Annotated in this window: 16 protein-coding genes; 9 read left to right on the top strand and 7 right to left on the bottom strand. The window is 48.2% G+C overall.

What is annotated here, in order from left to right; genetic code table 11:
- Positions 1–279 precede the first annotated feature (279 nt).
- From EP25_RS0104260 to EP25_RS0104275, 4 genes are all read left to right on the top strand, one after another.
- Positions 280–5,766 (top strand): glutamate synthase-related protein, encoded by a 5,487-nt coding sequence (locus tag EP25_RS0104260; protein WP_031432745.1) that lies wholly within the window; start codon positions 280–282, stop codon positions 5,764–5,766.
- A 121-nt stretch (positions 5,767–5,887) separates the two neighbouring features.
- A complete protein-coding gene (locus EP25_RS0104265; RefSeq protein WP_031432746.1) occupies positions 5,888–7,627 on the top strand; it encodes a sulfite reductase subunit alpha in 1,740 nt (579 codons plus the stop codon).
- Positions 7,628–7,779: 152 nt separating this feature from the next.
- Entirely contained in the window at positions 7,780–7,983 is a 204-nt protein-coding gene (locus EP25_RS0104270; protein ID WP_031432747.1) for a hypothetical protein, read from the top strand.
- Positions 7,983–8,171: a hypothetical protein gene (locus EP25_RS0104275; RefSeq protein WP_031432748.1), complete on the top strand. Its 189-nt coding sequence runs from the start codon at positions 7,983–7,985 to the stop codon at positions 8,169–8,171. Before EP25_RS0104270 ends, EP25_RS0104275 begins: the two co-directional genes overlap by 1 nt.
- On the opposite strand, the gene EP25_RS0104280 is transcribed toward EP25_RS0104275, so the two are convergent.
- Together EP25_RS0104280 and EP25_RS0104285 are read right to left on the bottom strand one after the other, a co-directional pair.
- Positions 8,172–9,560: a TIGR03013 family XrtA/PEP-CTERM system glycosyltransferase gene (locus tag EP25_RS0104280; RefSeq protein WP_031432749.1), complete on the bottom strand. Its 1,389-nt coding sequence runs from the start codon at positions 9,558–9,560 to the stop codon at positions 8,172–8,174.
- A 15-nt stretch (positions 9,561–9,575) separates the two neighbouring features.
- Entirely contained in the window at positions 9,576–10,214 is a 639-nt protein-coding gene (locus EP25_RS0104285; RefSeq protein ID WP_235185837.1) for a S1 family peptidase, read from the bottom strand.
- A gap of 500 nt (positions 10,215–10,714) precedes the next feature.
- On the opposite strand from EP25_RS0104285, the gene EP25_RS23230 reads away from it, so the two are divergent.
- From EP25_RS23230 to EP25_RS0104310, 5 genes are all read left to right on the top strand, one after another.
- Entirely contained in the window at positions 10,715–11,179 is a 465-nt protein-coding gene (locus EP25_RS23230; RefSeq protein ID WP_152555597.1) for a hypothetical protein, read from the top strand.
- A 28-nt stretch (positions 11,180–11,207) separates the two neighbouring features.
- Positions 11,208–14,531 carry a VanZ family protein gene (locus EP25_RS0104295; protein ID WP_031432751.1) on the top strand — a complete coding sequence of 1,108 codons (3,324 nt, stop codon included), beginning with the start codon at positions 11,208–11,210 and terminating at the stop codon, positions 14,529–14,531.
- Positions 14,532–14,622: 91 nt separating this feature from the next.
- Positions 14,623–16,530, top strand: a complete 1,908-nt coding sequence (locus EP25_RS0104300) for a B12-binding domain-containing radical SAM protein (RefSeq protein WP_031432752.1) — start codon at positions 14,623–14,625, stop codon at positions 16,528–16,530.
- Positions 16,527–17,456, top strand: coding sequence for a hypothetical protein (locus EP25_RS0104305; protein ID WP_031432753.1), 930 nt, complete (start codon positions 16,527–16,529; stop codon positions 17,454–17,456). The genes EP25_RS0104300 and EP25_RS0104305 overlap by 4 nt, the downstream gene beginning before the upstream one ends.
- Before the next feature lie 130 nt (positions 17,457–17,586).
- A complete protein-coding gene (locus EP25_RS0104310) occupies positions 17,587–18,018 on the top strand; it encodes a host attachment protein (protein WP_031432754.1) in 432 nt (143 codons plus the stop codon).
- 72 nt (positions 18,019–18,090) lie between these two features.
- On the opposite strand, the gene EP25_RS0104315 is transcribed toward EP25_RS0104310, so the two are convergent.
- From EP25_RS0104315 to EP25_RS0104335, 5 genes are all read right to left on the bottom strand, one after another.
- Positions 18,091–18,948, bottom strand: a complete 858-nt coding sequence (locus EP25_RS0104315; RefSeq protein ID WP_031432755.1) for a carbon-nitrogen hydrolase family protein — start codon at positions 18,946–18,948, stop codon at positions 18,091–18,093.
- Positions 18,941–19,543 (bottom strand): GNAT family N-acetyltransferase, encoded by a 603-nt coding sequence (locus EP25_RS0104320; RefSeq protein WP_031432756.1) that lies wholly within the window; start codon positions 19,541–19,543, stop codon positions 18,941–18,943. Before EP25_RS0104320 ends, EP25_RS0104315 begins: the two co-directional genes overlap by 8 nt.
- A 147-nt stretch (positions 19,544–19,690) precedes the next feature.
- Positions 19,691–20,515 (bottom strand): quinoprotein dehydrogenase-associated SoxYZ-like carrier, encoded by an 825-nt coding sequence (locus EP25_RS0104325; protein WP_031432757.1) that lies wholly within the window; start codon positions 20,513–20,515, stop codon positions 19,691–19,693.
- A 52-nt stretch (positions 20,516–20,567) separates the two neighbouring features.
- Positions 20,568–21,485, bottom strand: coding sequence for a quinoprotein relay system zinc metallohydrolase 2 (locus EP25_RS0104330; RefSeq protein WP_031432758.1), 918 nt, complete (start codon positions 21,483–21,485; stop codon positions 20,568–20,570).
- Between the two features lie 5 nt (positions 21,486–21,490).
- Complete coding sequence (locus tag EP25_RS0104335; RefSeq protein WP_031432759.1) at positions 21,491–22,378, bottom strand: LysR family transcriptional regulator; 888 nt, start codon at positions 22,376–22,378, stop codon at positions 21,491–21,493.
- Positions 22,379–22,528 lie beyond the last annotated feature (150 nt).

Here is a 22,528-nt window from a genome sequence, read left to right on the forward strand (position 1 = left end):
ATGACCACTGGAACTTAAGCGACAAATCTATCACAAACACAAAAACATCAATTCATGGCTCATAAAATGACACTTTTTGCCATTCATGGTATAGTTTCACGGTTTCACTAACTGAAATTTAGGTCAGATTTGCCCTAAGAGAATTAGTAGCCATGGCGAAAGATAACGAACTCACCTGCTTACGTGGACTCTAACACGCAACTGGCAAAAAAACCACACGCGCTGCTACCTAACTCAATCAGGTAAACAATTAAACGGTAGGATAGGATCGGGATGACGATGAGCAAAAACTCCCAACAAAACGATAAAAAAACGACGCTTTACGACGCTGATTTTTCGCAAGACAGCTGCGGTGTCGGTTTTATTACCCATAAACAGAGTAAGCAAACGCACGACTTGTTGGTCAAAGCCCACGAGGCGCTTTGCACTATTCCGCACCGTGGCGGCATGAGCGCCGAAGGTATCGGCGACGGCGCTGGCGTGAATATAGACCTATCGCTTAAATTTTTCCGCAAAATCACCGGAAACAGTGACCTGCAGCTTGGTCAATTTGGCGTCGCCAATTTTTTCTTCCCGGAGGATCATGCCCATTACGATTCCGCGGCGAGAGAGCTTATCAATAAAAAATTAGCGCAATTCGATCTGCCCGTCATGATCTGGCGGGATATCCCGGTTGACACCAATGTTCTGAATGCCGCGGCGATTAAGGCGCAATTACCGATCAAACAAGTCATTTTCGCCCGCCCGCAAAAACTACAAGATGCCACTCATGACGTTTTTGAGAAATATATTCAAGAGGCTTTATTGGCGATCGAAGCGGAAGGATTTTGCCGTGACGAATTGACAGGTTTCTATCCGTTGTCGATGAGTTCACGCACCCAGGTCTACAAAGGCCGCCTTAATTCTTTTGAAGTAATCCCTTATTTCACTGACTTATACGACAAAGACCACGAAATTCATACCCTATTCTTCCATACCCGGTTTTCCACCAATACGGCTCCTGCGACAATGATGGCTCAGCCGTTCCGTTATATGGCCCATAACGGCGAGTTGAACACCGACAAGAAAAACCGTTTAAGCGAAAATGCGATAGCACGGCAAAACAATAAACACGTCGTCTTTCCTTGCGGACAATCTGATTCGGGCCGCCTGGATCAAACGCTGACCCGCCGCATCAACGAAGATGCTTTGGATATCGTCACCGCTATCCTGGCGATGATGCCGCCAGCCTGGGAAAACGACCCGACATTGTCCGATGACGTCCGCGCAATGCTGGAGTATTTCAGCCTATACGAGGAAAAAAACGACGGCCCGGCCGCGCTGATTTTCGGCAACGGCATTCGTGTCGGCGCCCGTCTCGACCGGCTGGGATTACGCCCGTTGCGTTCGGTCGAAACCGAACACTATTTAGCGGTCACGTCCGAAGCCGGACAGATTGATTTTCCTCCGGAACAGGTCTTGAAACGGGGCCGTATCGAAGCCGGCGGAATGATTTATTTCGACCACAGCACCCAACAATCATACGACAGCCACCAAGTCATGGAACGCTTGGCCAGCGAAAAAGACTACAAGGCGCTGCTGAAAGAAAAAAGCATTCATATTTCCGATTTGCCCGCTATCGAATTCAATGAAATCGATAACGATCACGAATTCAATATCGAACAGCGCCATACCGCTTACTCCCTGAACCAGGAAAGCTTTAAATTCCTGCTCGACCCAATTCTGGCGGCCGGCCTGGAAAAGGTTTCGGCGATGGGCTACGGCATCACTCCGAACGCCTTAAGCGGCGCCGAAGGCGGCATGTCACGCTATTTTAGCCAACGTTTCGCCCAAGTCACCAACCCGCCGCTGGATTCGTTGCGGGAAAGCGACGGCATGACCTTACGCGTCGCCTTGGGCGCAAAACCAACCTTTGCCGAGGAACAAAGCAAACAGCTGATCATCGACTCCCCTATTCTGGATCGCACTCAATTAGAACAGATTCGCAGACAACAGGCGGTAAAAGTCACCACGCTGGATATGCTTTATACGCCTGACTTCGACGATGCCGAGAAAAACGAGCAATCGCTGGAACGTGCTTTCCTGGCTGTGTGCGAACAAATTGAAGCGGCCGCAAAAAGCGGCGTGGGCATCATTATTTTAAGCGATGCCAACATCAGCAAAAATAAAGCCGCCATTCCCGCCCTGTTAATGGTGGCTGCCGCAAACCAACACATGGTGCACAAGGGCATCCGCTTTAATTCCTCACTGGTTTTGGAAACCGGGCAGGCCGCCAGCCCGCACGATGTCGCGACCATTCTGGGTTTCGGCGCTTCGGCGCTTTGTCCATTGAGCGTGCATAACCGCGCCATGACGGAATACCAGGGGGAAGCACAGATGAAGGCTTTGGCAAACTTTCAAAAAGGCGTCGCCAAGTCATTGATGAAAACCATGGGCAAATTCGGGCTCTGTACCGTAGAAAGCTACATAGGCGGCGAGTTCTTCGAGTCCAACTATCTCGACACTAACGAACCCAAACTGAACCCCTATTTTCCAAATATCAATGCCCCGGTCGGCGGCGCGCATTTTAGCGATATCGCCGCAAGCGCAACCGAGTGGCATCATAAAGCCCTGAACGTCAAAGACGAAAACGATATTCCGTTCCTGGGCCTGTTCAAGGAACGTCAGGATGGCGCCGGCCATACGTTCGGCAACACCGCGGTCAGAGAATACATCAATATGACCGACGAGGACATTCTCTATATTCCCAAGCAGAAAGCTCCGGCAGCCAGCGACCTGGCCTATATGGACACAGGCTACGAAAAACGTACGCCGGAACAAATCGATGCATTCGGCATCACGCCGGCCTACCGCAGTTTCACTAAAAACCTGTATTTGGAACGCAATGCGCGGCCGGCCGCCTTGCGTGACATCATGGCTTTTCCGGCCGACATCTCCGCGGCACAGAGTAAAGAGGATTTCGATCGAATTTTGTGCAGCCAAAGCCTGATCGGAAACAATAACTTTTTAATTCGCGGCCTGGCCGTTAAACAAAGCAACGGCGTCGTTTTCAACATTAGTTTAAGCAACGAAAGCAGCCAAAATCGCCTAGAACAACTGGCAGAGCACATTAAATCGCGCTTTGACGACGAAGATTTCAGCACCGCGATCGAAGGCGGCGAACTCGTGATCCGTGTCAATGATGACGAAGGCCTGCTGCACCGTTACCTTAGCAATGTAAAACCGGCTCGTCATAGTATCGCATTGGATACGGTGCAACCTGCCCATCAAATCACGGCGACGCTGGCTTCGGGCGCCATGAGCCATGGCGCTCTATTGGCGGAAGCGCATGAAGCAGTGGCTCAGGGAACCAACATAGTCGGAGCGCTGAGCAACTCCGGTGAAGGTGGCGAACATTCCAGCCGCTTCAATACGCTAAAATCCAGCAAAATCAAACAATTCGCCTCGGGCCGTTTCGGTGTCTGGGCCGGCTATCTGGCCGACCCCAATGTCGAGGAAATCGAAATTAAAATCGCCCAAGGCGCGAAACCGGGTGAAGGCGGCCAGCTTCCCGCGGCTAAAGTGACAGTGGAGATTGCCTCGTTACGAGGCGGCACCCCGAAAGTCGAACTGGTCAGTCCACCGCCTCATCACGACACCTATTCGATCGAGGACTTAGGGCAATTAATTCATGATGCCAAAGCGGCCAGGGTCAAAGTCATCGTCAAACTGGTTTCCTCCGAAGGCATCGGCACGATCGCCGTCGGTGTCGCCAAAGCCGGCGCCGATGTCATTAACGTGGCCGGCAACACCGGCGGAACCGGCGCCGCGGCCGTCACCAGCCTTAAAAATACCGGCCGTTCGCCGGAAATCGGTATCGCCGAAGTTCATCAGGCTTTAGCGGTAAACGGTCTGCGCGACAAAGTGGTTCTGCGCTGCAGTTCAGCCCATCAAAGTGGCTTGGATGTCGTCAAATCGGCCATTCTCGGCGCCGATTCATTCGAATTCGGCACCACCGCCTTGATGATGCTGCGCTGTGTCATGGCGAAAAACTGTAACGTTCGTTGCCCGGCCGGTTTAACCACGGCCCATGAAGAGTTCAAGGGCGATCCACGCGTGCTGGCCCAGTTCTTTATGAACCTGGCCCATGAAGTGCGGGAGATACTGGCCGAACTCGGATACGGCAGCTTGAAGGATATTCGCGGAAAAACCGATCTACTCCACCTGATCCAACACCCAAGCATGATTGGTCAACTGGACTTTACCAAACTGTTGGCCGAGGTTGAGGAAGTCAAGGTTCAGAATCCAATCTATCTAGAAGCGAATTTCGATATAGACGACAAGCTGATCGAACAAATCAAAACCGACTTGATCTATGGCGATAAAACACAACTGATTATCGAAGGCGATGAATTCAAACTAAATAACCGCAACAAAACGGTTGGCGGTCAGACGGCGATCGACATCGAGCGCATTTTGGCCTATGAAATCAGCCCAGAACACGCCGATTCATCGCAAATTATTTACACCAATCAACATGGTCGCCGCTATCTGGCGCCTGACAGCGTGATCATCCGTACTCACGGTTCGGCTGGACAAAGCTATGCCGCATTTAACAACGACGGCATGCGCATGGAACACACCGGCACGTGTAACGATGGCGTCGGGAAAACCGCCTGCGGCGGCACCATCATCGTTAAATCCCCGGGAGGCGGCTCGAAAAAGGATGGCGAAAACGTCCTGATTGGTAACTTCGCCTTGTTTGGCGCAACGGGCGGCAAGGCGTTCATTAACGGCCAGGCCGGCGACCGTTTCGCGGTGCGCAATTCCGGTGCGATGGCCGTGGTGGAAGGCGTGGGCGATTTTGCCTGTGAATACATGATTAACGGCGCCGTCTTGAATCTTGGTGCCTTCGGTAAAGGGTTCTGCACCGGCATGTCGGGCGGTAATGCCTACCAATATGACCCGGATAATTTGCTGCAAAGCCTCTATGATAAATCTTCGGTTGAACTCCATAGCCTGACGGAAGAAACGGAAGTGTCTGCCAGCCACGAGCAGTTTATTCTGCATATGCTGGAACTACACGCCGAATACACCGACTCCAGCAAAGCCAAGGCAATTTTGGAAAACTGGAGCGAGGAACGCAAACACTTCAGATTTGCGATTCCTTTATGGCTGTATAAAACGCAGACCGCCGAATATTTAAGCCGTGATATGGACCGCAAGGCAATGATCGAAGAATTATCTGTCGCCTTTGCCCAGCACCAAATCGATCAGGTGAAACAGGCCTACACAGTCAATCAACCGCTTTTTGCGGGAGCGATCCCAGCCTATGGCGAGACCGACACCGACCTGACTTTCAAACTGATCAACAGCTTTGCAGTCATCGACAAAGCCCAACAAATCGTCAAGGAACAGCTGAAAAAACAAGGCGAGCAGACAATCGATGTCAGCCTAATCAATGACAAAGCCTATAAATTACTCACTGAAAGGCCGCGCAGATTACAAGATGCACTGGTCAAGAACATTCGCGAAGCTTACAGCAGCTATACGGATGAACAGTTGGCCTCGCTACTCGCATCCAAGCGTTTGCATGACTACAAAACGGCTCTGATCAAGCGCGATGTCCAAAGCATCTATTCTTTAGGATCGACAGCATGGATTATTGAACAAGATAAGGTTAACAAAGCTTCGCTAAGCAATGTCCCATCCATTGAGGAAAACTTGGCGAGTTTGGCAAGCTTAACCATCGTTCAAGATATGCTGAACCAGGATCAAGCCGCCTAAACTCTCATTTGATCTTTACGCCCACTCTTTTCGAGAGTGGGCGCTTTATACTTACGAGATACACTTAATAAATAATGATGGCCGGGAAGCAATTGCGCCCGGTTTAATGGTTAAAAACATAATGAAAGCACCTTATATTCCACATAACGCACCTTTCAGTGACAATCAACGGGCTTGGCTAAGTGGTTTTTTTGCCGGCATGCACAGTCATATGTTGCAAAGTGCCGGCACTGTCGATCAGGCTAATGCCAGGGTGATCAATATTCTGTACGGCACCCAGACAGGAAATTCCGAATCGGTGGCCAACGATGCGGCTTCAGCGGCTAAATCACATGGCTTAGCGCCGGTTATCAAAAGCATGGACGAGATCGAAATCGCCCAATTTGCCCAGATGGAATATGTCCTGATCATCACCAGTACGTATGGTGAAGGGGAAATGCCGGATAACGCGCAAATGTTATGGGAAGCGGTATCCGCACAAGACGCACCGCGACTGGAAGCCATGAAATATTCGGTATTGGCGTTAGGCGATACCAGTTATGACATGTTCTGCCAGGCCGGCATCGAGTGGGACAGACGTCTCGAGGAACTAGGCGCCAGTAAATTGTTTGACCGCATCGATTGCGATGTCGATTTCGAGGAACCGGCGGAAAAATGGATCAGTGAAGTCGTACCGCTAATGGCCGAGGGTGCGGCCACCATGGCGGTTATCGATACCGGGGCGGAGCCAACCAAACCCGCCTGGAACCGTAAAAACCCCTTCCCAGCCAAAATGTTGGTCAACCATTTACTGACCGCCGCCGAATCCTCCAAGGAAACTCGCCACTACGAGATTTCCCTGGGCGATTCCGGTTTGACTTATGAAGCCGGCGATGCGCTATGCGTGATACCGACAAACTGCCCGCAACTGGTCGCCGACATCATCAAAGCAATTGGCTGTAACGGCGACGAAGACGAACCGGTCAATGGCCAATTAATGAGCTTGTCCGAGGCGTTGCGCACGCATTTCGAAATCAAATTACCCAGCAAGGAACTCTTGGAGGAAATCGCTAGACGATCAGGGGACCAAGAATTGAACGGGTTGCTCGAATCAGGCGACAAGGAAAAATTATCCGATTATTTATGGGGACGCGATACCCTGGACTTGCTGCAGCAATTTCCGGACATGGAGTTTTCCGCCGCGGAATTTCTAGCCCTGTTGAAACCTCTGCAACATAGAGCCTATTCGATTTCATCCAGCAGCAAAAAATATCCGGACGCCGTTCATTTAACGGTAGCTAGCGTGCGTTATGAAAGCCATGGCCGTGAACACAAAGGTGTTTGCTCGACATTCCTGGCTGATCTTGTGGATGATGACACCGAGGTCAAGATTTTCTTTCAACCGAATAAAAGTTTCAGAGTGCCCGATGACGATACGCTGCCGATGATCATGGTTGGTCCAGGCACCGGCATCGCCCCCTTCCGCGCCTTCTTACAAGAGCGTGAAATGCGCAAAGCAACTGGTCCTAACTGGCTCTTCTTTGGCGACCGTAACGCGGCCACCGACTTCATTTACAAGGACGAATTGGAAACGATGCAGGAAAGGGGCGTATTGACGCGTTTGGATCTGGCCTTTTCCAGAGACCAAGCGGAAAAAATCTATGTTCAGGATAGAATGCGCGAGCATGGCGACGAGATTTTCGCCTGGCTGGAACGAGGCGGTTACTTTTTCGTCTGCGGAGACGCTTATCGCATGGCGAAAGACGTTGACCAGGCGTTGTTCGACATCGTTGCCAAACACGGCAATATGAACGACGACGAAGCGACCAATTACATTAATCAACTGAAAAAGGACAAACGTTACGTCAGGGACGTTTACTAAAAAACTCCCGGCCACAAAAGCGGGCGGGAGTAGCCTTCACCTGCCCGCTACCCAAGTTTTAGAAACAAAAAACCCCAGCTTTCGCCTTATATTTTTGTGCTATTCGTTTGCAACGTTTACCATAGCGAATAACAAATAATAAAGGCCGGCCTATGTTCTTATTTACTGAATTCCTGCACAGCATCATCGTGGGTTTGATGATCGTGGTCCCCGTCATTATCATTTACAAACGAACCGGCCTTAACCCTATTTGGGCGGCATTGGTTTTCTTGCCTGGCTTCGGCTTGCTATTGATCTGCCTGCAACTCGCATTGACCGATTGGCCGAATCAGCATCGCAATATAGGTGACAGCTAATGGAATTGTTCTTTTTATTAGGCGCCGCTTTTGCCATTTTCATCTTATGGCTGTGCAGTAAAATATTAGAGAAGGCAGGTATCGACAAAATCTGGGTGCTGGTGCTGCTGATTCCTGTCGTCAACATTATCATGATATGGGTATTTGCCTTTAGCGAATGGCCGGGGCTGAAACAGAAAAGGTTTTAATCAACGCGCCCCTTTACCCCACAGAACCACCTCAACGGTGTGTATGATGATGGTTAAATCGAGGAAAAGGCTATAATTCTTCACATAATAAAGGTCATACTGCAGCTTCTGGATCGCGTCATATTCGTTCGACCCGTAGGGATAACATAATTGGGCCCAACCGGTGATCCCAGGCTTGACCCGATGTCTTTTTCGATAATAGGGGATGGTTTTGGCGAATTCATCGACAAACTCGGGGCGTTCCGGCCGCGGACCGACAAAACTCATATCTCCCCGCAATACATTCCAGATTTGCGGCAATTCGTCCAGCCGAAATTTTCGGATAATCGCGCCGACTCGAGTTACGCGATCGTCATTTTCACTCGCCATGCGCACTCCTTTTATTTCGGCATCGGTGCGCATACTGCGAAACTTCAACACCGAAAAATTTTTATCCAATTCTCCAACTCTGGTCTGACGATATAGAATCGGTCCTTTAAAACGACTCTCGATCAAAATGGCGATAACCACTAACAACATGAAAGGCCAGCTTACCGCAAGCAATAATAAGCTGGCAAAGATATCGACTAATCTTTTTTCGAATGCCCTGAAACCGCCTCCGGCAAAACCATCAGAAAATACAAACCAACTCGGATAGATATTTTCCAAATCGATGATCGCCTTTTCCCGCTCATAAAAGGTCAGTAAATCGATCACATCAATACCAAAGACCTTGCAATCCAACAATTCATCCATCGGCAAGCGACTGCGCCTGTCATCGACCGCGATAACAATTTCGTCTATGCTGCAATCCCGAACGACTTGAAGTAGTTCCCTAGGCCCTTCAACCAAACGACAACTCTTGACCTTGATCTCGGCCCCTTCCAACGGCAGGCAAGCACAGACCTGAAACCCTTTGTGCAAGTAATGCTCATTGCTACTAATGAGCTGTTGTGCTTTATGTCCTGCGCCCACGACTAAAATCTTTTTTTGCAGTTTTTTTTCTTTGGCATAGCGATAAAACAAATAACGCAGGATCAGCATACCGGTAAAACTGAGCCCTAAGGCATAGACCAAAACACTGCGGGCAATGGTAAATGCAGGAAATGCATAATAGATGATGATTAAAGCGATGGTAGCAACAGTAAAGCTAATGCCGATCCTGTAGAGCAATTTATAATCATTACTCGTGATGCTGCGTCTGTACAGTCCGATTCCAATGTTGGAAAGGGAAAGCACGGCAGCAAAAATGATGCTGGATAAGACAACATACTGATCCGAATACCAGGAATCGATATAAAGAAAACGAACATCATGCCCGTAACGCATCGAAATAAAAAAGACTGAAAATTCCAGTAAAAACAGCCCTAAATAAACACTGGAAATATAATGTCTGAATATTCTTATCATTATGTTACTAAGAACTTAGAGTAGATTATTGTTTTTCAATAAATTCTGTAAATGAACAATCGGAATCGCATAACTGATGCCGCTCGGTTTGGAAAGAATATTTTCCTTACTTTCTTTGACAAATACCTTGTTGATAATTCCGATAACCCGCCCCGTTTCAGGGTCATACAAAGGGCTGCCGCTATTCCCTGGGTAGGCTGTCGCATCCAACTGGTAAACCATATAAGGTTGCCGCAATCTTTTGACAATCTTGGCATTCAATTGCTTCGATTTTATCATCGGAATGGCAACCGGACTAATCGCAGAGATGATCCCCCGATGGGTTACTGGATACAAACCGAGCACCATGCCGATAGGATAGCCGGTGAAAGCATATCGCTCTCCCTCTCTGACCTCTTCGTTACTCAGGGCTAACGGCGGCAACCGTCCCTTAACCAGCGCCAACACGGCGATATCGTGTGCGGTATCTACCGCCACTTCCTTTGCAAAGTATAGCGAGTCCTTGCCGTTTTTCTTGATAAATACAGCCAATCTCTCCATTTGCTCGATATTCAACGAAGCGGGCAGAACATGGGCGTTGGTTACGACCAGATCGCCCTGGCCTATGGCGAATCCGGTCCCTCGAAATTCGGCACGGGGTGACCGCTTCGGCATGAAGGTGCCGACAGCGACGATTCCGGGTTTGATTTTTTGTAACGTATTAACAAGACTCTGACCAGCCTTTACTGAGTTGATCGTTGATAGCAAACTAAGCAATATTAAGGAAAATAGTCTCAGTGCTTTTAAAATCTGATGAAATAAAGGCATTTTGATTTAAAATCATTGTTTGGTTGTGATTTAACGTATCTTCATATTAACATTATGAACGTTTAAATAGATTAAGTGGGCTATGCACTTGACGCAAGTATCTACTACATTTAGTACTGGCCGCCAGGGAGGAAACGAAAAGACCGATTGTGGGGAACTGGCTACCCACATACAATCAACGAGTTCGATCACGCTAAATTGTTGGTCATAATGACCACAACATATAGCGCTGCCTTGCGTCAAGTGCATAGCCCGTTAGATTAATTTAGTATAATCTACACTATTTGAAATTTTTTTTTCGCATTCGGCAAGCTAATCAATGCCAACTAACTAGAGGTATTAAGATTATGAAACGACAACTTACATTGGGTATCCTGTTGTTATCAGGAATTAGCACTAATACCCTCGCCCAGTGCCCAGGAGCCGGCTGGAGTCAAATTACGACTGTACCTGGGTTACAGGGTACATTGATAGGAAATACGGTCTGCGTTAGCGACGGCAATAATGGATGGGATGCACAGGAATATCATGCTGGCAGTCCAACCGACGTTACCGGAAGTTTAATCGATTATAAACACGGACCTAATAATTCAAGCAACCCTGATCCGTTAAAAGCAATCGATCCTACGAGCCCAGTAGGGAGCTGGACTATTAATGATAATACACCAAATGCTGCAACTGTTACATACAGTTACGGTTCTTTATCTTACGAAAATGAAGTATGGCAAAATGGCTCTCAATACTGTTTTGATAATGGGACTGACGCCGTTGTAGCCACAATTGAAGGCGGATCGGATGCATGCGGGCAATAATAATCTATTGAAGAAAATGTCATAGATAATGCCGCGCAATAAAGTTCACACCCACCCAATTAACTTCCTTTTCTTTGCATTTATTTATGCGTTTTTCATAATTTACGGTAGTCTAGTCCCACTAGACTACCACCCCAAACCCATAGAACAGGCCTGGCAGTCTTTTAAGCATATCCCATATCTAAATCTTGGCGCCGCCTCCAGAGCCGACTGGATTGCCAATATCATTTTGTACATCCCGCTGACTTTTTCGTTAGCGGCTTACTTCAAAAACAAAGTTAAATCATCTGTTCAACTTTTTCTTCTTGCTTTCCTCATCCTGGCTTTCAGCCTTGCCCTTGCCATCACGATCGAATTTTACCAACAGTTTTTCCCGCCCAGAACCGTTTCCCTCAATGATTTGATCGCCGAAACTATCGGTAGCATGCTAGGACTGGTTTTAGGATACCTTTATGGAAAACGCTTTACCAAGTTGTATCAACACATACTGGCGGGCGGCAAGGAAGCTTTCATAGCCAGCGCCATTCTTTACACCATTAGTTACTTTGCCATTAGCTTTTTCCCCTACGATTTCGTCACATCGCTCCAGGAGTTACAAGACAAATTGGCTTCAGAAAATAGCGCCTTTCTATTTGCTTCGGGTTGCGGTGATTCATTACGCTGCACCGTCAAAATAGCATCCGAAATAGTCATGGCTATTCCATTAGGTGTTTTTTTCAGCGTGATCTTTAAATGGCATCCGCAAAGATTGACAGCTGTCATGTTGATGGGTTTTATCTTCGGAGTCATTATCGAGACTGTTCAGGTTTTCCTGGTTTCAGGCGTCTCTCAAGGCCTCTCGATTTTCACTCGTATCATCGGCATGGGACTTGGGGGAAAACTTTATAACAGACTCGTTCTGCAACACAAGACGTTACCTACTCTTAATTACCGCAAATATCTGACCATCCTGCTAATTCCTTATCTTCTTTTGATTGCTAATTTAAACGGTTGGTCATTATCCAAGACTGAATTAACCGGCAACATCATTGGAAAAGTATCCAAAATCAATTGGTTGCCCTTTTATTATCATTATTACTCAACCGAATCCGTCGCCTTAACCAGCTTACTCAGCATTTCATTAATGTATATGCCTGTCGGCTTCGGCTTGTGGTTATGGCGATCTTCGGCTAACACAAATTCCGGCTCGTCAAGCAAATTAAATGCTGGGCTGTTTGCCGCCGGCTTGGCTGTAATCATGGAGGCCGGTAAGTTATTTTTTGTCGGGAAACACCCCGATCCAACCAATGTATTGATCGGCTTCGTTGCATCTTATCTAGCCTATTCCATTGCCGAAGTCATGTATCGATGGTTTCATCAGCCTATCGACATAGCAAGCGGAGGCCATCGCCAGGCTTCATTGGAAGAGGTCGATGAGCCGCAAGAAGATTGGCGTTCAGCCGATTCTGACTCAGATATTCAAAGCCCGAGCAGTCCCTTAAATAAAGCGATTGCCATTGCCGTCCTTCTTACCTTGGTTTGGAAACTGCTTGACTATCCGGGTAACAGTGTAATATTAGGCATTGTTCTCTTGCTAGTGGCTACCGTTGTATACCGATATCCCTCTGCCTGGTTGATTTTTATACCGGCCCTACTCCCAATTTCTAACCTTGCCCCCTGGACCGGGCGCCTATTTTTTACTGAATTGGATTTTCTGGTTTTGACCATCATCACAATCAGTTACTGGCGTGGCAGAACAGCTTCACCCTTACGCACAATAAGGCTGTCGGCAATGTTTTTATTGGGTTGTTATGCTATTTTTTACATGATAAGCACGCTTATTGGCTTATTACCGCTGCAACCTTTAGATGCCAATGCTTTTTCTCATTATTACAGCCACTACAACAGTATCAGGATAGCGAAGGGGCTATTCTGGTCCCTGTGTCTATTGCCAATACTCGCTTACCATCATCAATTACACAACAACAAAAAAACTAACGCCTTATTTACCTACGGTGTCTTAACCGGTCTATCTCTGACCTCTATCATCGCAATTTGGGAACGCATCGTTTTCACTGGGCTACTGAATTTCGACGCTGACTTCCGCATTACCTCATCGTTTTTTAGCATGCACACCGGTGGCGCGCACCTAGATGCATATCTGCTTCTATCCATGCCTTTTATCGCTCTATTATTCACCGATTTAGAACATAAAATAATCCCTAGAATTTTGGCTCTTCTCATTTTTAGCAGCAGTTTTTATACGTTACTCGTTACTTTTTCCCGCGGCAGTTATATTGCTTTTGTTGTTAGTTTTTTTATTCTCCTGCTCGGCTTGATCATTTGTAACAAACAAAAGTTGGAAAAAAAACGGCTAAAACTACTCTGGCTTCCTTTGTTTATGATATTGGCCATGACATTGGCCATGCCCGTATTGAAAGGGAGCTTCATACAAAAACGTTTCGATCAATCAATAGACGAAGCAAATATCCGAAGCTCGCACTGGAAACACGCCATTCACATGATGGACAACGACTTTTTCACTTATCTATTTGGCATGGGTTTAGGCTCTTTTCCCCGGACTTACTTTTGGAAAACCTTTGACCAAACCCCGGCGACTTTCTCTATTCAAAACAATGCCGAAAATTCTTTTCTTGAATTAAGAGGTGGTGCGCCTCTTTATATAGAACAGAAGATCCCGTTAAAAGCCTATACCCACTATCAGTTACAATTCGACTTCAGAACCGAACAAATAAACGGTCTTAACGTTCAGCTCTGTGAAAAAGCCATCCATCACTCATTCGATTGCAGGACCTTCCACCTGAGGGAAGAACAATCTACTCACCGAGAATGGCAACAATTTTCTCAGGTCTTTAATAGTGGAAAACTTGGTGAATCAGATAACAATGTATTTGCCAATTTATCGACCAAACCCGTTAAACTGGTTTTTAACTATACCGATAAAAACAATACAGTAGAGCTAAAAAATATCTTTTTAATATCCACAGATGGAAAAAAACTGATCATGAATGGTAATTTTGCCAATGGGATGGATCACTGGTTCTTCACAACTGACAAACTCAAACCTTGGCGAACTGAAAATCAGTGGATACAGATTTTATTCGAACAAGGTAGCTTGGGGCTCCTTGCCTTTATCTCATTGTTTATCTATGTCCTTTTTCATCTTTTCCGTGAAATCATGAATCAACAATTCTTTGCTGCAATATTACTATCCTCGATAGTAGGATTTTCAATAATTACAATAGCCAACAGCCCATTTGATGATCCAGCCATTACTTTACTGTTTTTTTTCATCCTTTTTATTTCTTTCCCCTCCAAAAAAACCGGAAACTTGATCACGTCACGCCAATAACTCAAATCATCGTCCTCCCTCGTTTTTTTCCGTACAATGTTCCCCCCAAAATCTACTGTATCTGGCCGCATCAAACAGACATTCAAACTCAATGAAACCGAAAGTCCTGCTGTTAACCCCACCGATGACCCAGCTGAATACGCCTTATCCAGCTACCGCGTATTTGACCGGATTTCTGCGAAAACAAGGCTATCCAGTCGCACAACGCGACTTGGCCATTGAATTGTTATTAGAAATACTGAGCAAGCAAGGATTGGAACGAATCTACCGAATCGTCGAGGATAATTTCGCCGCTGTCGACGACGAAGAATTGCCCGATTCGATTTATCATTTCTTCACCCATTTCCCTCTCTACCAACAAAGAGTTGAATCGTGCATACGTTTTCTTCAAGGCAAGGACCCCAGCCTGGCCTTGCGCATCGCCTCTCGCCATTTTTTACCGGAAGGCCCGCAATTCGAGAGCCTTTATCAGATGGAAGATCTATCCGGCGATGTTTTGGATCACGCCTTCGGCGATTTGGGCCTGCAAGACAAGGCAAAATACCTGGCGACCTTGTTTATCAACGATCTTGTCGGCGTGATGAAGGACGGCGTCGATCCCTTGTTCGAAGTCTCACGCTACGGCGAACGCCTGGCCTCCAGCAATCCCTCCTTCGACGACTTGTATCGCCAATTAAAAGGAACTAAATCGCACACCCGAGAGCTGATCGAGCAATTGCTGGCTGGTTATATCGAAGAAGAACAACCCCATGTAATCGGCATTACCGTTCCTTTTCCCGGCAATATGTTGGGGGCGCTGCAGATCGCCAGTGCGTGTCGCCGTATCGATTCACAGTTAAAAATCGTTCTGGGCGGCGGTTTCGTCAACACCGAACTCCGTTCGCTTAAAGACCCGCGGCTCTTCGAATTCGTCGATTACGTCACGATGGACGACGGCGAACGGCCGTTGCTGACGCTGCTGGAATATCTCCAGTCTCAGCGCTCCGTCGATGACTTAACTCGCACCTATCGCCTGCGCGACGGGCAAGTTTACTATCATCATGAGAACCAGCAATTGCCGGACTTTCTTCATGATCAAACCGGTACGCCTTGTTATGAAGGCCTACCGCTCGACCGATATCTATCGCTGTGTGAAATGCTCAATCCGATGCACCGTATCTGGAGCGACGGCCGCTGGAACAAACTGACCGTGGCGCACGGCTGTTATTGGAAAAAATGCAGTTTCTGCGACATCAGTCTGGATTATATCGGGCGTTACCAAGAGGCCGGCGCCGCCGTTATCGTCGACCGCATCGAGCAGTTGATCGCCGAAACAGGGCAAAGCGGCTTTCATTTCGTCGATGAAGCGGCGCCGCCTAAGGTCTTGTTCGCACTGGCGGAACAACTGCTCGAACGCGAAATCGTCATTACCTGGTGGGGTAATATCCGCTTCGAGAAAACCTTTACCGCGGAAAAATGCCGGCTATTGGCGGAATCGGGTTGTATCGCCGTCAGCGGCGGCTTGGAAGTGGCTTCCGACCGCCTGTTAAAGTTAATGAAAAAAGGTGTCAGCGTAGAACAAGTCGCGCGCGTTACCCGTCACTTCGCCGATGCCGGTATTCTGGTGCACGCTTATTTGATGTACGGTTTTCCCAGTCAAACCGAGGCGGAAACAGTGGAATCGCTGGAACTTGTCAGGCAATTGATGGCCAACGGCTGCTTCCAATCCGCCTACTGGCATCGTTTTGCCGCGACCGTTCACAGTCCGGTAGGCTTGCACCCGGAGCAATATCGGATTCAATTGATCCCGAATGAAAACGTACAATTCGCCGAAAACGAAGTCGCTTATATCGACCCCGTCGGGGCCGATCACGATTTGCTGGGACGCGGTCTGAAAAAAGCACTCTATAATTACATGCATGGCATGGGTTTCGATTATCCGGTGAGTTTTTGGTTTGACAAATCGGTCGCCGACCCCGCTATTGCCCCTGATTTTATTGCAACAGCCTTGACCCTATGAAAGAGCAACCGTTCGTCTTCGACCAGATTCACCTGGAAGTGGCCCGCAACGCGTCGGACGACTTCAATCTATTCCATGATAAGCATAAATGGCTGCAAATCACCCATAACCCTTTCAAGGGCCCTATCGCGCTGGGTTTTCAATTGAATACCTTGATCGAATACCAGATGCGCCTCTATCGCGAAGCGAACCATGAAAACCAGATTATCGAGGGTAATGGCCTACGTTTCAGTAATTATCAAATCACCTTCGTTAACGCCCTGCGTCCGCGTCAGGAATTTTATCTCGATATCAAAAAAACATTGATCAAGACCATTCCCAATCTGACGCTGACCAACCGCATCGCTATCAAAACCGAAGAAAAAACCATCTTGATCGGTTTCAAAAAAGAAACGCACGACCCGCTTTTTCTGGCCGATACCGATTTAACTCAGCTGCCCGATTTGCGCCATCTTCCCGACAAAAGTATCGTCCCAGACACGGAATTCTTCCTAAAGCGCAAATACATGCATAACGGCAATGCCAAAAACTTTCTCTCCGGTTCACTGGCCGAGCAGTCCGATTATTTCGACGAACTGGCGCATATCGCCCACTATCCGGAAATTTATCCTTGCAGCCTGACTTCCGGCGCATTGCTGGAGAGAGCGCAGCTGGAGCACCACGATTTCAAACGCAACCCCATGGTCTACACTTCTCATGAAATTTCTGTCGACCGTCAGCATCTAAAGCAGGTCAAGGACAATGACAAATTGCATATTCTGGTCAAACAATTGCCCGAATCCCGCCATAACACGCTGAATCAAACCAATATCATGCTACGCACTTATGAGTGCTTCGGCCTGCTAGAACATAACGAGGTGTTATTCAGGGCGAAAATGAATTTAGTGCCTCTAGAAGAAATTCTGAAAAACCTTGGACAGAATTAACCGAACGGAGGCAAAATGGTATTACCGTTAGCCGATTCGATCTTGTAAAATCCGATTAATTTTGTTGGTTGAGAGAGACGAAGTTAACGGGCATACATATCAAGGAGAACCTACAAAAAGAGAGGGTAATATGCATAAAACTTGGATCATCGCTGCCGAAAGCAGCCAAGCAAGGTTTTTTACCGTTCCATCCAAAAAAGAACCTCTGGAGGAACTGCCGGAAATGCTCAATCCGGCATCGAAAATTCATGAATCCGAGCTAACCACCGACCTACCGGGAAGAACGGTCACAAGCGGCCCTACCGGAAACAAGCATGCCATGGAGCCTCATACCAGCCCCAAAGAACAAGCGACGATCACGTTCGCCAAACAAATCGCCGAAAAAGTCGAGAAAGCCCGCGTGCAGGGCGAGCTGGAACAAATTATCCTGGTATGTCCGCCCAAATTTCTGGGACTGTTGCGAGACAATCTATCCGATCAATCGAAAAAGATGGTGATTAAGAGTCTCGACAAGAACCTGGTCAGCCATAGCGAAGAGGAAATCCGCAAGCAATTGTTCTAATTACGTTGTTTCATTAACGAACAACGCCGGTTGCTGTCGACCACAGCAACCGGCGTTTTATTAGCAAAGGAACTACTCGGCGACAAATTGTTTCGGCCAATCCTTGTAATTGAAAACCTGCCCGTCCAGCCTGACCCGCTCCATCTTTGCCAAATCCAAGTCGGCATAAACCCATTGCGCCTTGTTGAATTCACCGACGGCTAGCACACCGTCATCGGGAAATCCTCGGTCGACCGGCGTATAAACGCCCGCCGCGCCGCAGTTGACATCGACCGCCTCGGACCACTCGGCATCACCGACCAGAGGCGACTGCACGACATAACACTGGTTTTCCAGCGCCCTGGCCTGACAACCGATGCGAACGCGATAATAGCCGGCCCGGGTATCGGTGCAACTGGGCACCAAAATCAGAGAAGCGCCGCGTTCGACCATCTGCCGAGCATAATGCGGAAATTCGCTGTCGTAACAAACATTGATGCCCAATTTGCCGAAGCGGGTGTCGAAGACACGGATATCCTGGCCGGCTTCGATCAGCCAGTGTTCGTTTTCGAACCGGGTCATCATCAGCTTTTCCTGGAAATCGAATTCCCCGTCGGGCGTGAACAAATAGGCCCGGTTGCGATAGCCGCTCTCGACCTTCACCGGGAAAGTACCGGCCTGAATATAAATGTCGTGTTTGGCCGCCAGTTCCCGATATAGCTTCAGGTAATCCGGCAACAGCGTCTGCAAGGCTTTCAATTGTTCGGCCAACGACGAATAAACTTCTTCGGGAAACAATGACGCCAACTCCATGCTGGCATATTCCGGAAACAACAATAATTCGGCCTGCTCGGCGACGGCTTCCTCCACCCAGCGAACGGTCTTTTCTTCATACGCCTGCCAACTCGGCAAAAAACCGACATCGTATTGCGCGGCGGCTATCTTAGGCATGATCTTCCTTCAACCAGAACGTCATCGGCTTAGGCGTCGCTTCCGCTTCGTCCAGGTCCTTCCAGGTATAGGTGGTCTTTAATTCCGGATGCTTGAAATAGCCACGCTTGTTCCAGAATTTATCCAGCGGCACGTAGTCGGCCGGGCGTCGTGGATGGTCGTTCGGACGCTCGACGCAACAAAAACAGATATGCTTGAAACCGCCCAAATCCTCGGCATGGGCTTCGCGTTCCTCGAAGAAACGAACCCCGATGCCCAAACCGCGATAGGCTTTATTCAGAACCGATTCGCCACAATAAAAGACTTCATCGGGATCGTAACCGTGTTCGATAAAGGGTTTTTTCACCTCATCGGTTTCGTATTTCAATGGAATTGCGGTCGAAGCGCCGATGATCTTATCGCCATCGAAAGCGAGCACGATGACGCTGTCCGGACAGTTGATATAGGTTTGCAGGTACTTTTCCTCGTAATCGAAATCGCCGTCGTATAAATAAGGAAAATCCCGAAACACCTCGATGCGCAATCGCGCCAAATCAGGAATGTATTTGATTAATTTTTCGCCACTTAAACGTTCTACACGAATATTTTTCGACATGGTTATCCTGGTCTCGATACGTTTCCAACGCATCCCTTAACGAGTAAGAATGCCCGGTTGAAGCCGTATCAGTTATCAATCACAGAGTTTTAGGGCGGAAAATAATGCCACACCTATCCGCTAAATGAAAGCTTTGCCGCTATTCGATCAGGGATTGATCTGTTCGACTTTGCTATAGCGGTTGATTTTGCGGCAACTATCGCGACTGGTCGGCGACTCGCAAGTCATATCGGTGAATTCAGCCTTCAACTCCCCTGCTCCGTTCGGCACAAAATAAAATCTGAAGTTAGGATCGGCGCTGATGGCGATATCGGTCTTTGCGGTCAACACCGGCTGGTCGTTAAAAGTCACTTTCAAATGATCGACGAAATGCGATTTTTTAACGAAGCGCGTCACTTGGTCCATTTGCATACCGGTGATGTTTGGATGACTGATCAGCAATTGCGCCAGGGTTGGTTCCCCGGATTTGACCCCTTCATCCAAGCGGAATTTCATTTTGCCCAAACGTTTCATCGCCGCATCCAGGTCGGCGCCAATCGGCGCGGAACAACCGCCGCTGGCCTTGACGAACTTCTTGGTCATATAAAGAGCGCCGTCGTTCATTTCCGCGATCGCCCGAATGTAGCTATAAGTGTTGACCCTGACGCGCATCGCCAAATCGGCCTTGCCGCTTGCGGGAGTGAATTCGAACTCGCCGACGAAGGGAAACGGGTTCTTATCGACCAACACCAAAATCTTTTTGATGTATTTATTGGGTGTCTGCGGAATCTTGCTAATGATCTTCACAGGCACCAAAGCCGGATCCTCGGCCCGGTAGGGAGCATCGATGCTAATCACATCGTCCGACTCCTTAATCGTTTTGCCGGCAAAGAATTGTTGTTTCAATTCATTAGTCCATTTGCTTTCTTCCTGGGCCGCCATAGCCAACATTGGGAACAACAATAACGGTAATAAAAGTTTACTCAATCTCATGTTTTTTCTCTCAACTCTCTTACAACATCAAAATTCGTCGATAGGGAAACGATTAATCTTCTTCCCATTCCAATTCCGCAAACGCCGTTGTGACGTTCTTACGATGAAACTGATCGAATAACTGCCAATTCCGGCTTTCAGATCGGCCTACGGTTGCCACCGCCTCTTCCAGAAATTTTCCCTGGCGTATCATTTCCCTGATTTCGGTCAACAGCGTGGTCAAATAGCGTTTATGCGGTTGCATCGCCGCAGGCCAATCGGTTACGAAAGGCCCATGTCCCGGAATGACATGGGCGTATTGATGCTTTTCCAGCCTTTCCAGTTCCGCCAGCCACCCTTTCAGGCTGCCGTCGATAACGGGCAAATGGCCAATGAACAACAGATCGGACAACCACATCGTATCGGTGTTTTTATCGTATACCGTCAAATCATTGTCGGTATGCGCGGTCGGATGGGCGGTCAAGACCAATTCCCGGTTTCCCAGGTTGATAACCATGTGCTTTTTGACCGGCATGTCGGGCGGAACCAAATTGTCAGCCGTCAAGGCTACATCCAATTGATCGGCCGCCTTATCGATGTAGTATTCGCCGCGCACCGCCATCGCCCGCGCCAGTTTATGGTGGCCGATGAAATGGACCTTGCCATCTTTGAACGCCGCATTGCCGTAAATATGATCGGGATGGACATGGGTATTGATCACATAGCAAACCGGTTTATCGGTGGTCGCCCGAATGGCGCTCTTTAAGGCCAAGCCTTGCTGCGGATTTCCGCCGGTATCGACTACCGCGACACAATCATCACCGACAATAAAACCGATATTGGCGATGGCGCCGTGATTGTGGCGGTCGGGTACTTCATGCACGCCAAAATGCAAATAGATGCCGGGAGCGACTTGTTCCACTGTCAACGGTTGCTGCGCCAACAAAACGGGACTCAATAATAATATTGCGAATAAAACGAAAAATTTCATAATGATCATTCGGACAGGCAGAGGGCCAAAAACGCCTTGGCCACGCGAGACTGCATGATGGGTTTAGGGGCTATCATATTCAAATCCCAGGGCAGACCGTCAGGCGGATTGATGCGTCTGGCGACCAGACCTTTGCTTTCGTGGCGCAACGCTTGAGACGAAGAAAAACCGATTCCCAGGCCCGCTCTTACCGCTTCCTTAACGCCAGTTACTCCGGGAACTTCAATATTGACCGGGGCATCGATGCCGGCATCGGCCAGCGCTTTTTCCACCACCCGGCGAGCGCCCGATCCCGGTTCGCGCCAAATCACCTGATGTTCGGTAAAGACCGTCAGCGGCACCGCATCCCGGTATTGCTGGGCCAACGGATGATCCTTTGCCAGAATGAGAACGATTTCATCGTTTTTCCACGGAATCATTTCATAATTGGCCGGCAATTCATCCGCCGTGACGGCTCCTTCGACAAACCCCAAATCGTAATCGTGTATTTTCCGGACGATGGTTTGGGTATCTTCGGTCTCCATATACACCTGCACGCCGGGATGTTCGGTTTGCAGGCGGACGACATATTTCGGCAGAAAAAAACTGGCCAGCGTACTGGTCGCGCCTATGCGCAAACTGCCGGCGTTGATGTCTTTCAAGCAACGGACATAATCGAGCGCCTGTTTGAAGTCGCCGTACATTTTTTCCGCGTATTCTAGTAAGCCCAGCCCTGCCGGGGTTAATTCAATCTGATGCCCTTTTCGTTCATAAAGGGGTTCACCGACCGCTGTCTGCAACAACTTCAACTGTCCGGAAACTGCTGGCTGGCCGAGCTCCAAAAATTGAGCGGCTTGGGTAATACTTTTATATCTGGCGACCACGGCGAAAGTAAGCAAATGATTTGGATTCAAATTTAATTCCCGGTTTTTGCTTAGGAATAATATACCGGTAGGAAACCTAACCTCAACATATATTAGAGAACTATAATATCATTTAAGTTGATATAAAAGCCAAGAATTACTGATTGCTTTCCAATACATGGATCATTTCATTCCATCTAC

This window comes from Methylomarinum vadi (assembly GCF_000733935.1).
GTDB lineage: Bacteria > Pseudomonadota > Gammaproteobacteria > Methylococcales > Methylomonadaceae > Methylomarinum > Methylomarinum vadi.

Excerpts from the sequence above, each read along its gene's own strand:
- EP25_RS0104260 (WP_031432745.1), top strand. The coding sequence starts at position 280 with ATGAGCAAAAACTCCCAACAAAACGATAAAAAAACGACGCTTTACGAC.
- EP25_RS0104265 (WP_031432746.1), top strand. The coding sequence starts at position 5,888 with ATGAAAGCACCTTATATTCCACATAACGCACCTTTCAGTGACAATCAA.
- EP25_RS0104270 (WP_031432747.1), top strand. The coding sequence starts at position 7,780 with ATGTTCTTATTTACTGAATTCCTGCACAGCATCATCGTGGGTTTGATG.
- EP25_RS0104275 (WP_031432748.1), top strand. The coding sequence starts at position 7,983 with ATGGAATTGTTCTTTTTATTAGGCGCCGCTTTTGCCATTTTCATCTTA.
- EP25_RS0104280 (WP_031432749.1), bottom strand. The coding sequence starts at position 9,560 with ATGATAAGAATATTCAGACATTATATTTCCAGTGTTTATTTAGGGCTG.
- EP25_RS0104285 (WP_235185837.1), bottom strand. The coding sequence starts at position 10,214 with ATGCCGAAGCGGTCACCCCGTGCCGAATTTCGAGGGACCGGATTCGCC.
- EP25_RS23230 (WP_152555597.1), top strand. The coding sequence starts at position 10,715 with ATGAAACGACAACTTACATTGGGTATCCTGTTGTTATCAGGAATTAGC.
- EP25_RS0104295 (WP_031432751.1), top strand. The coding sequence starts at position 11,208 with ATGCCGCGCAATAAAGTTCACACCCACCCAATTAACTTCCTTTTCTTT.
- EP25_RS0104300 (WP_031432752.1), top strand. The coding sequence starts at position 14,623 with ATGAAACCGAAAGTCCTGCTGTTAACCCCACCGATGACCCAGCTGAAT.
- EP25_RS0104305 (WP_031432753.1), top strand. The coding sequence starts at position 16,527 with ATGAAAGAGCAACCGTTCGTCTTCGACCAGATTCACCTGGAAGTGGCC.
- EP25_RS0104310 (WP_031432754.1), top strand. The coding sequence starts at position 17,587 with ATGCATAAAACTTGGATCATCGCTGCCGAAAGCAGCCAAGCAAGGTTT.
- EP25_RS0104315 (WP_031432755.1), bottom strand. The coding sequence starts at position 18,948 with ATGCCTAAGATAGCCGCCGCGCAATACGATGTCGGTTTTTTGCCGAGT.
- EP25_RS0104320 (WP_031432756.1), bottom strand. The coding sequence starts at position 19,543 with ATGTCGAAAAATATTCGTGTAGAACGTTTAAGTGGCGAAAAATTAATC.
- EP25_RS0104325 (WP_031432757.1), bottom strand. The coding sequence starts at position 20,515 with ATGAGATTGAGTAAACTTTTATTACCGTTATTGTTGTTCCCAATGTTG.
- EP25_RS0104330 (WP_031432758.1), bottom strand. The coding sequence starts at position 21,485 with ATGAAATTTTTCGTTTTATTCGCAATATTATTATTGAGTCCCGTTTTG.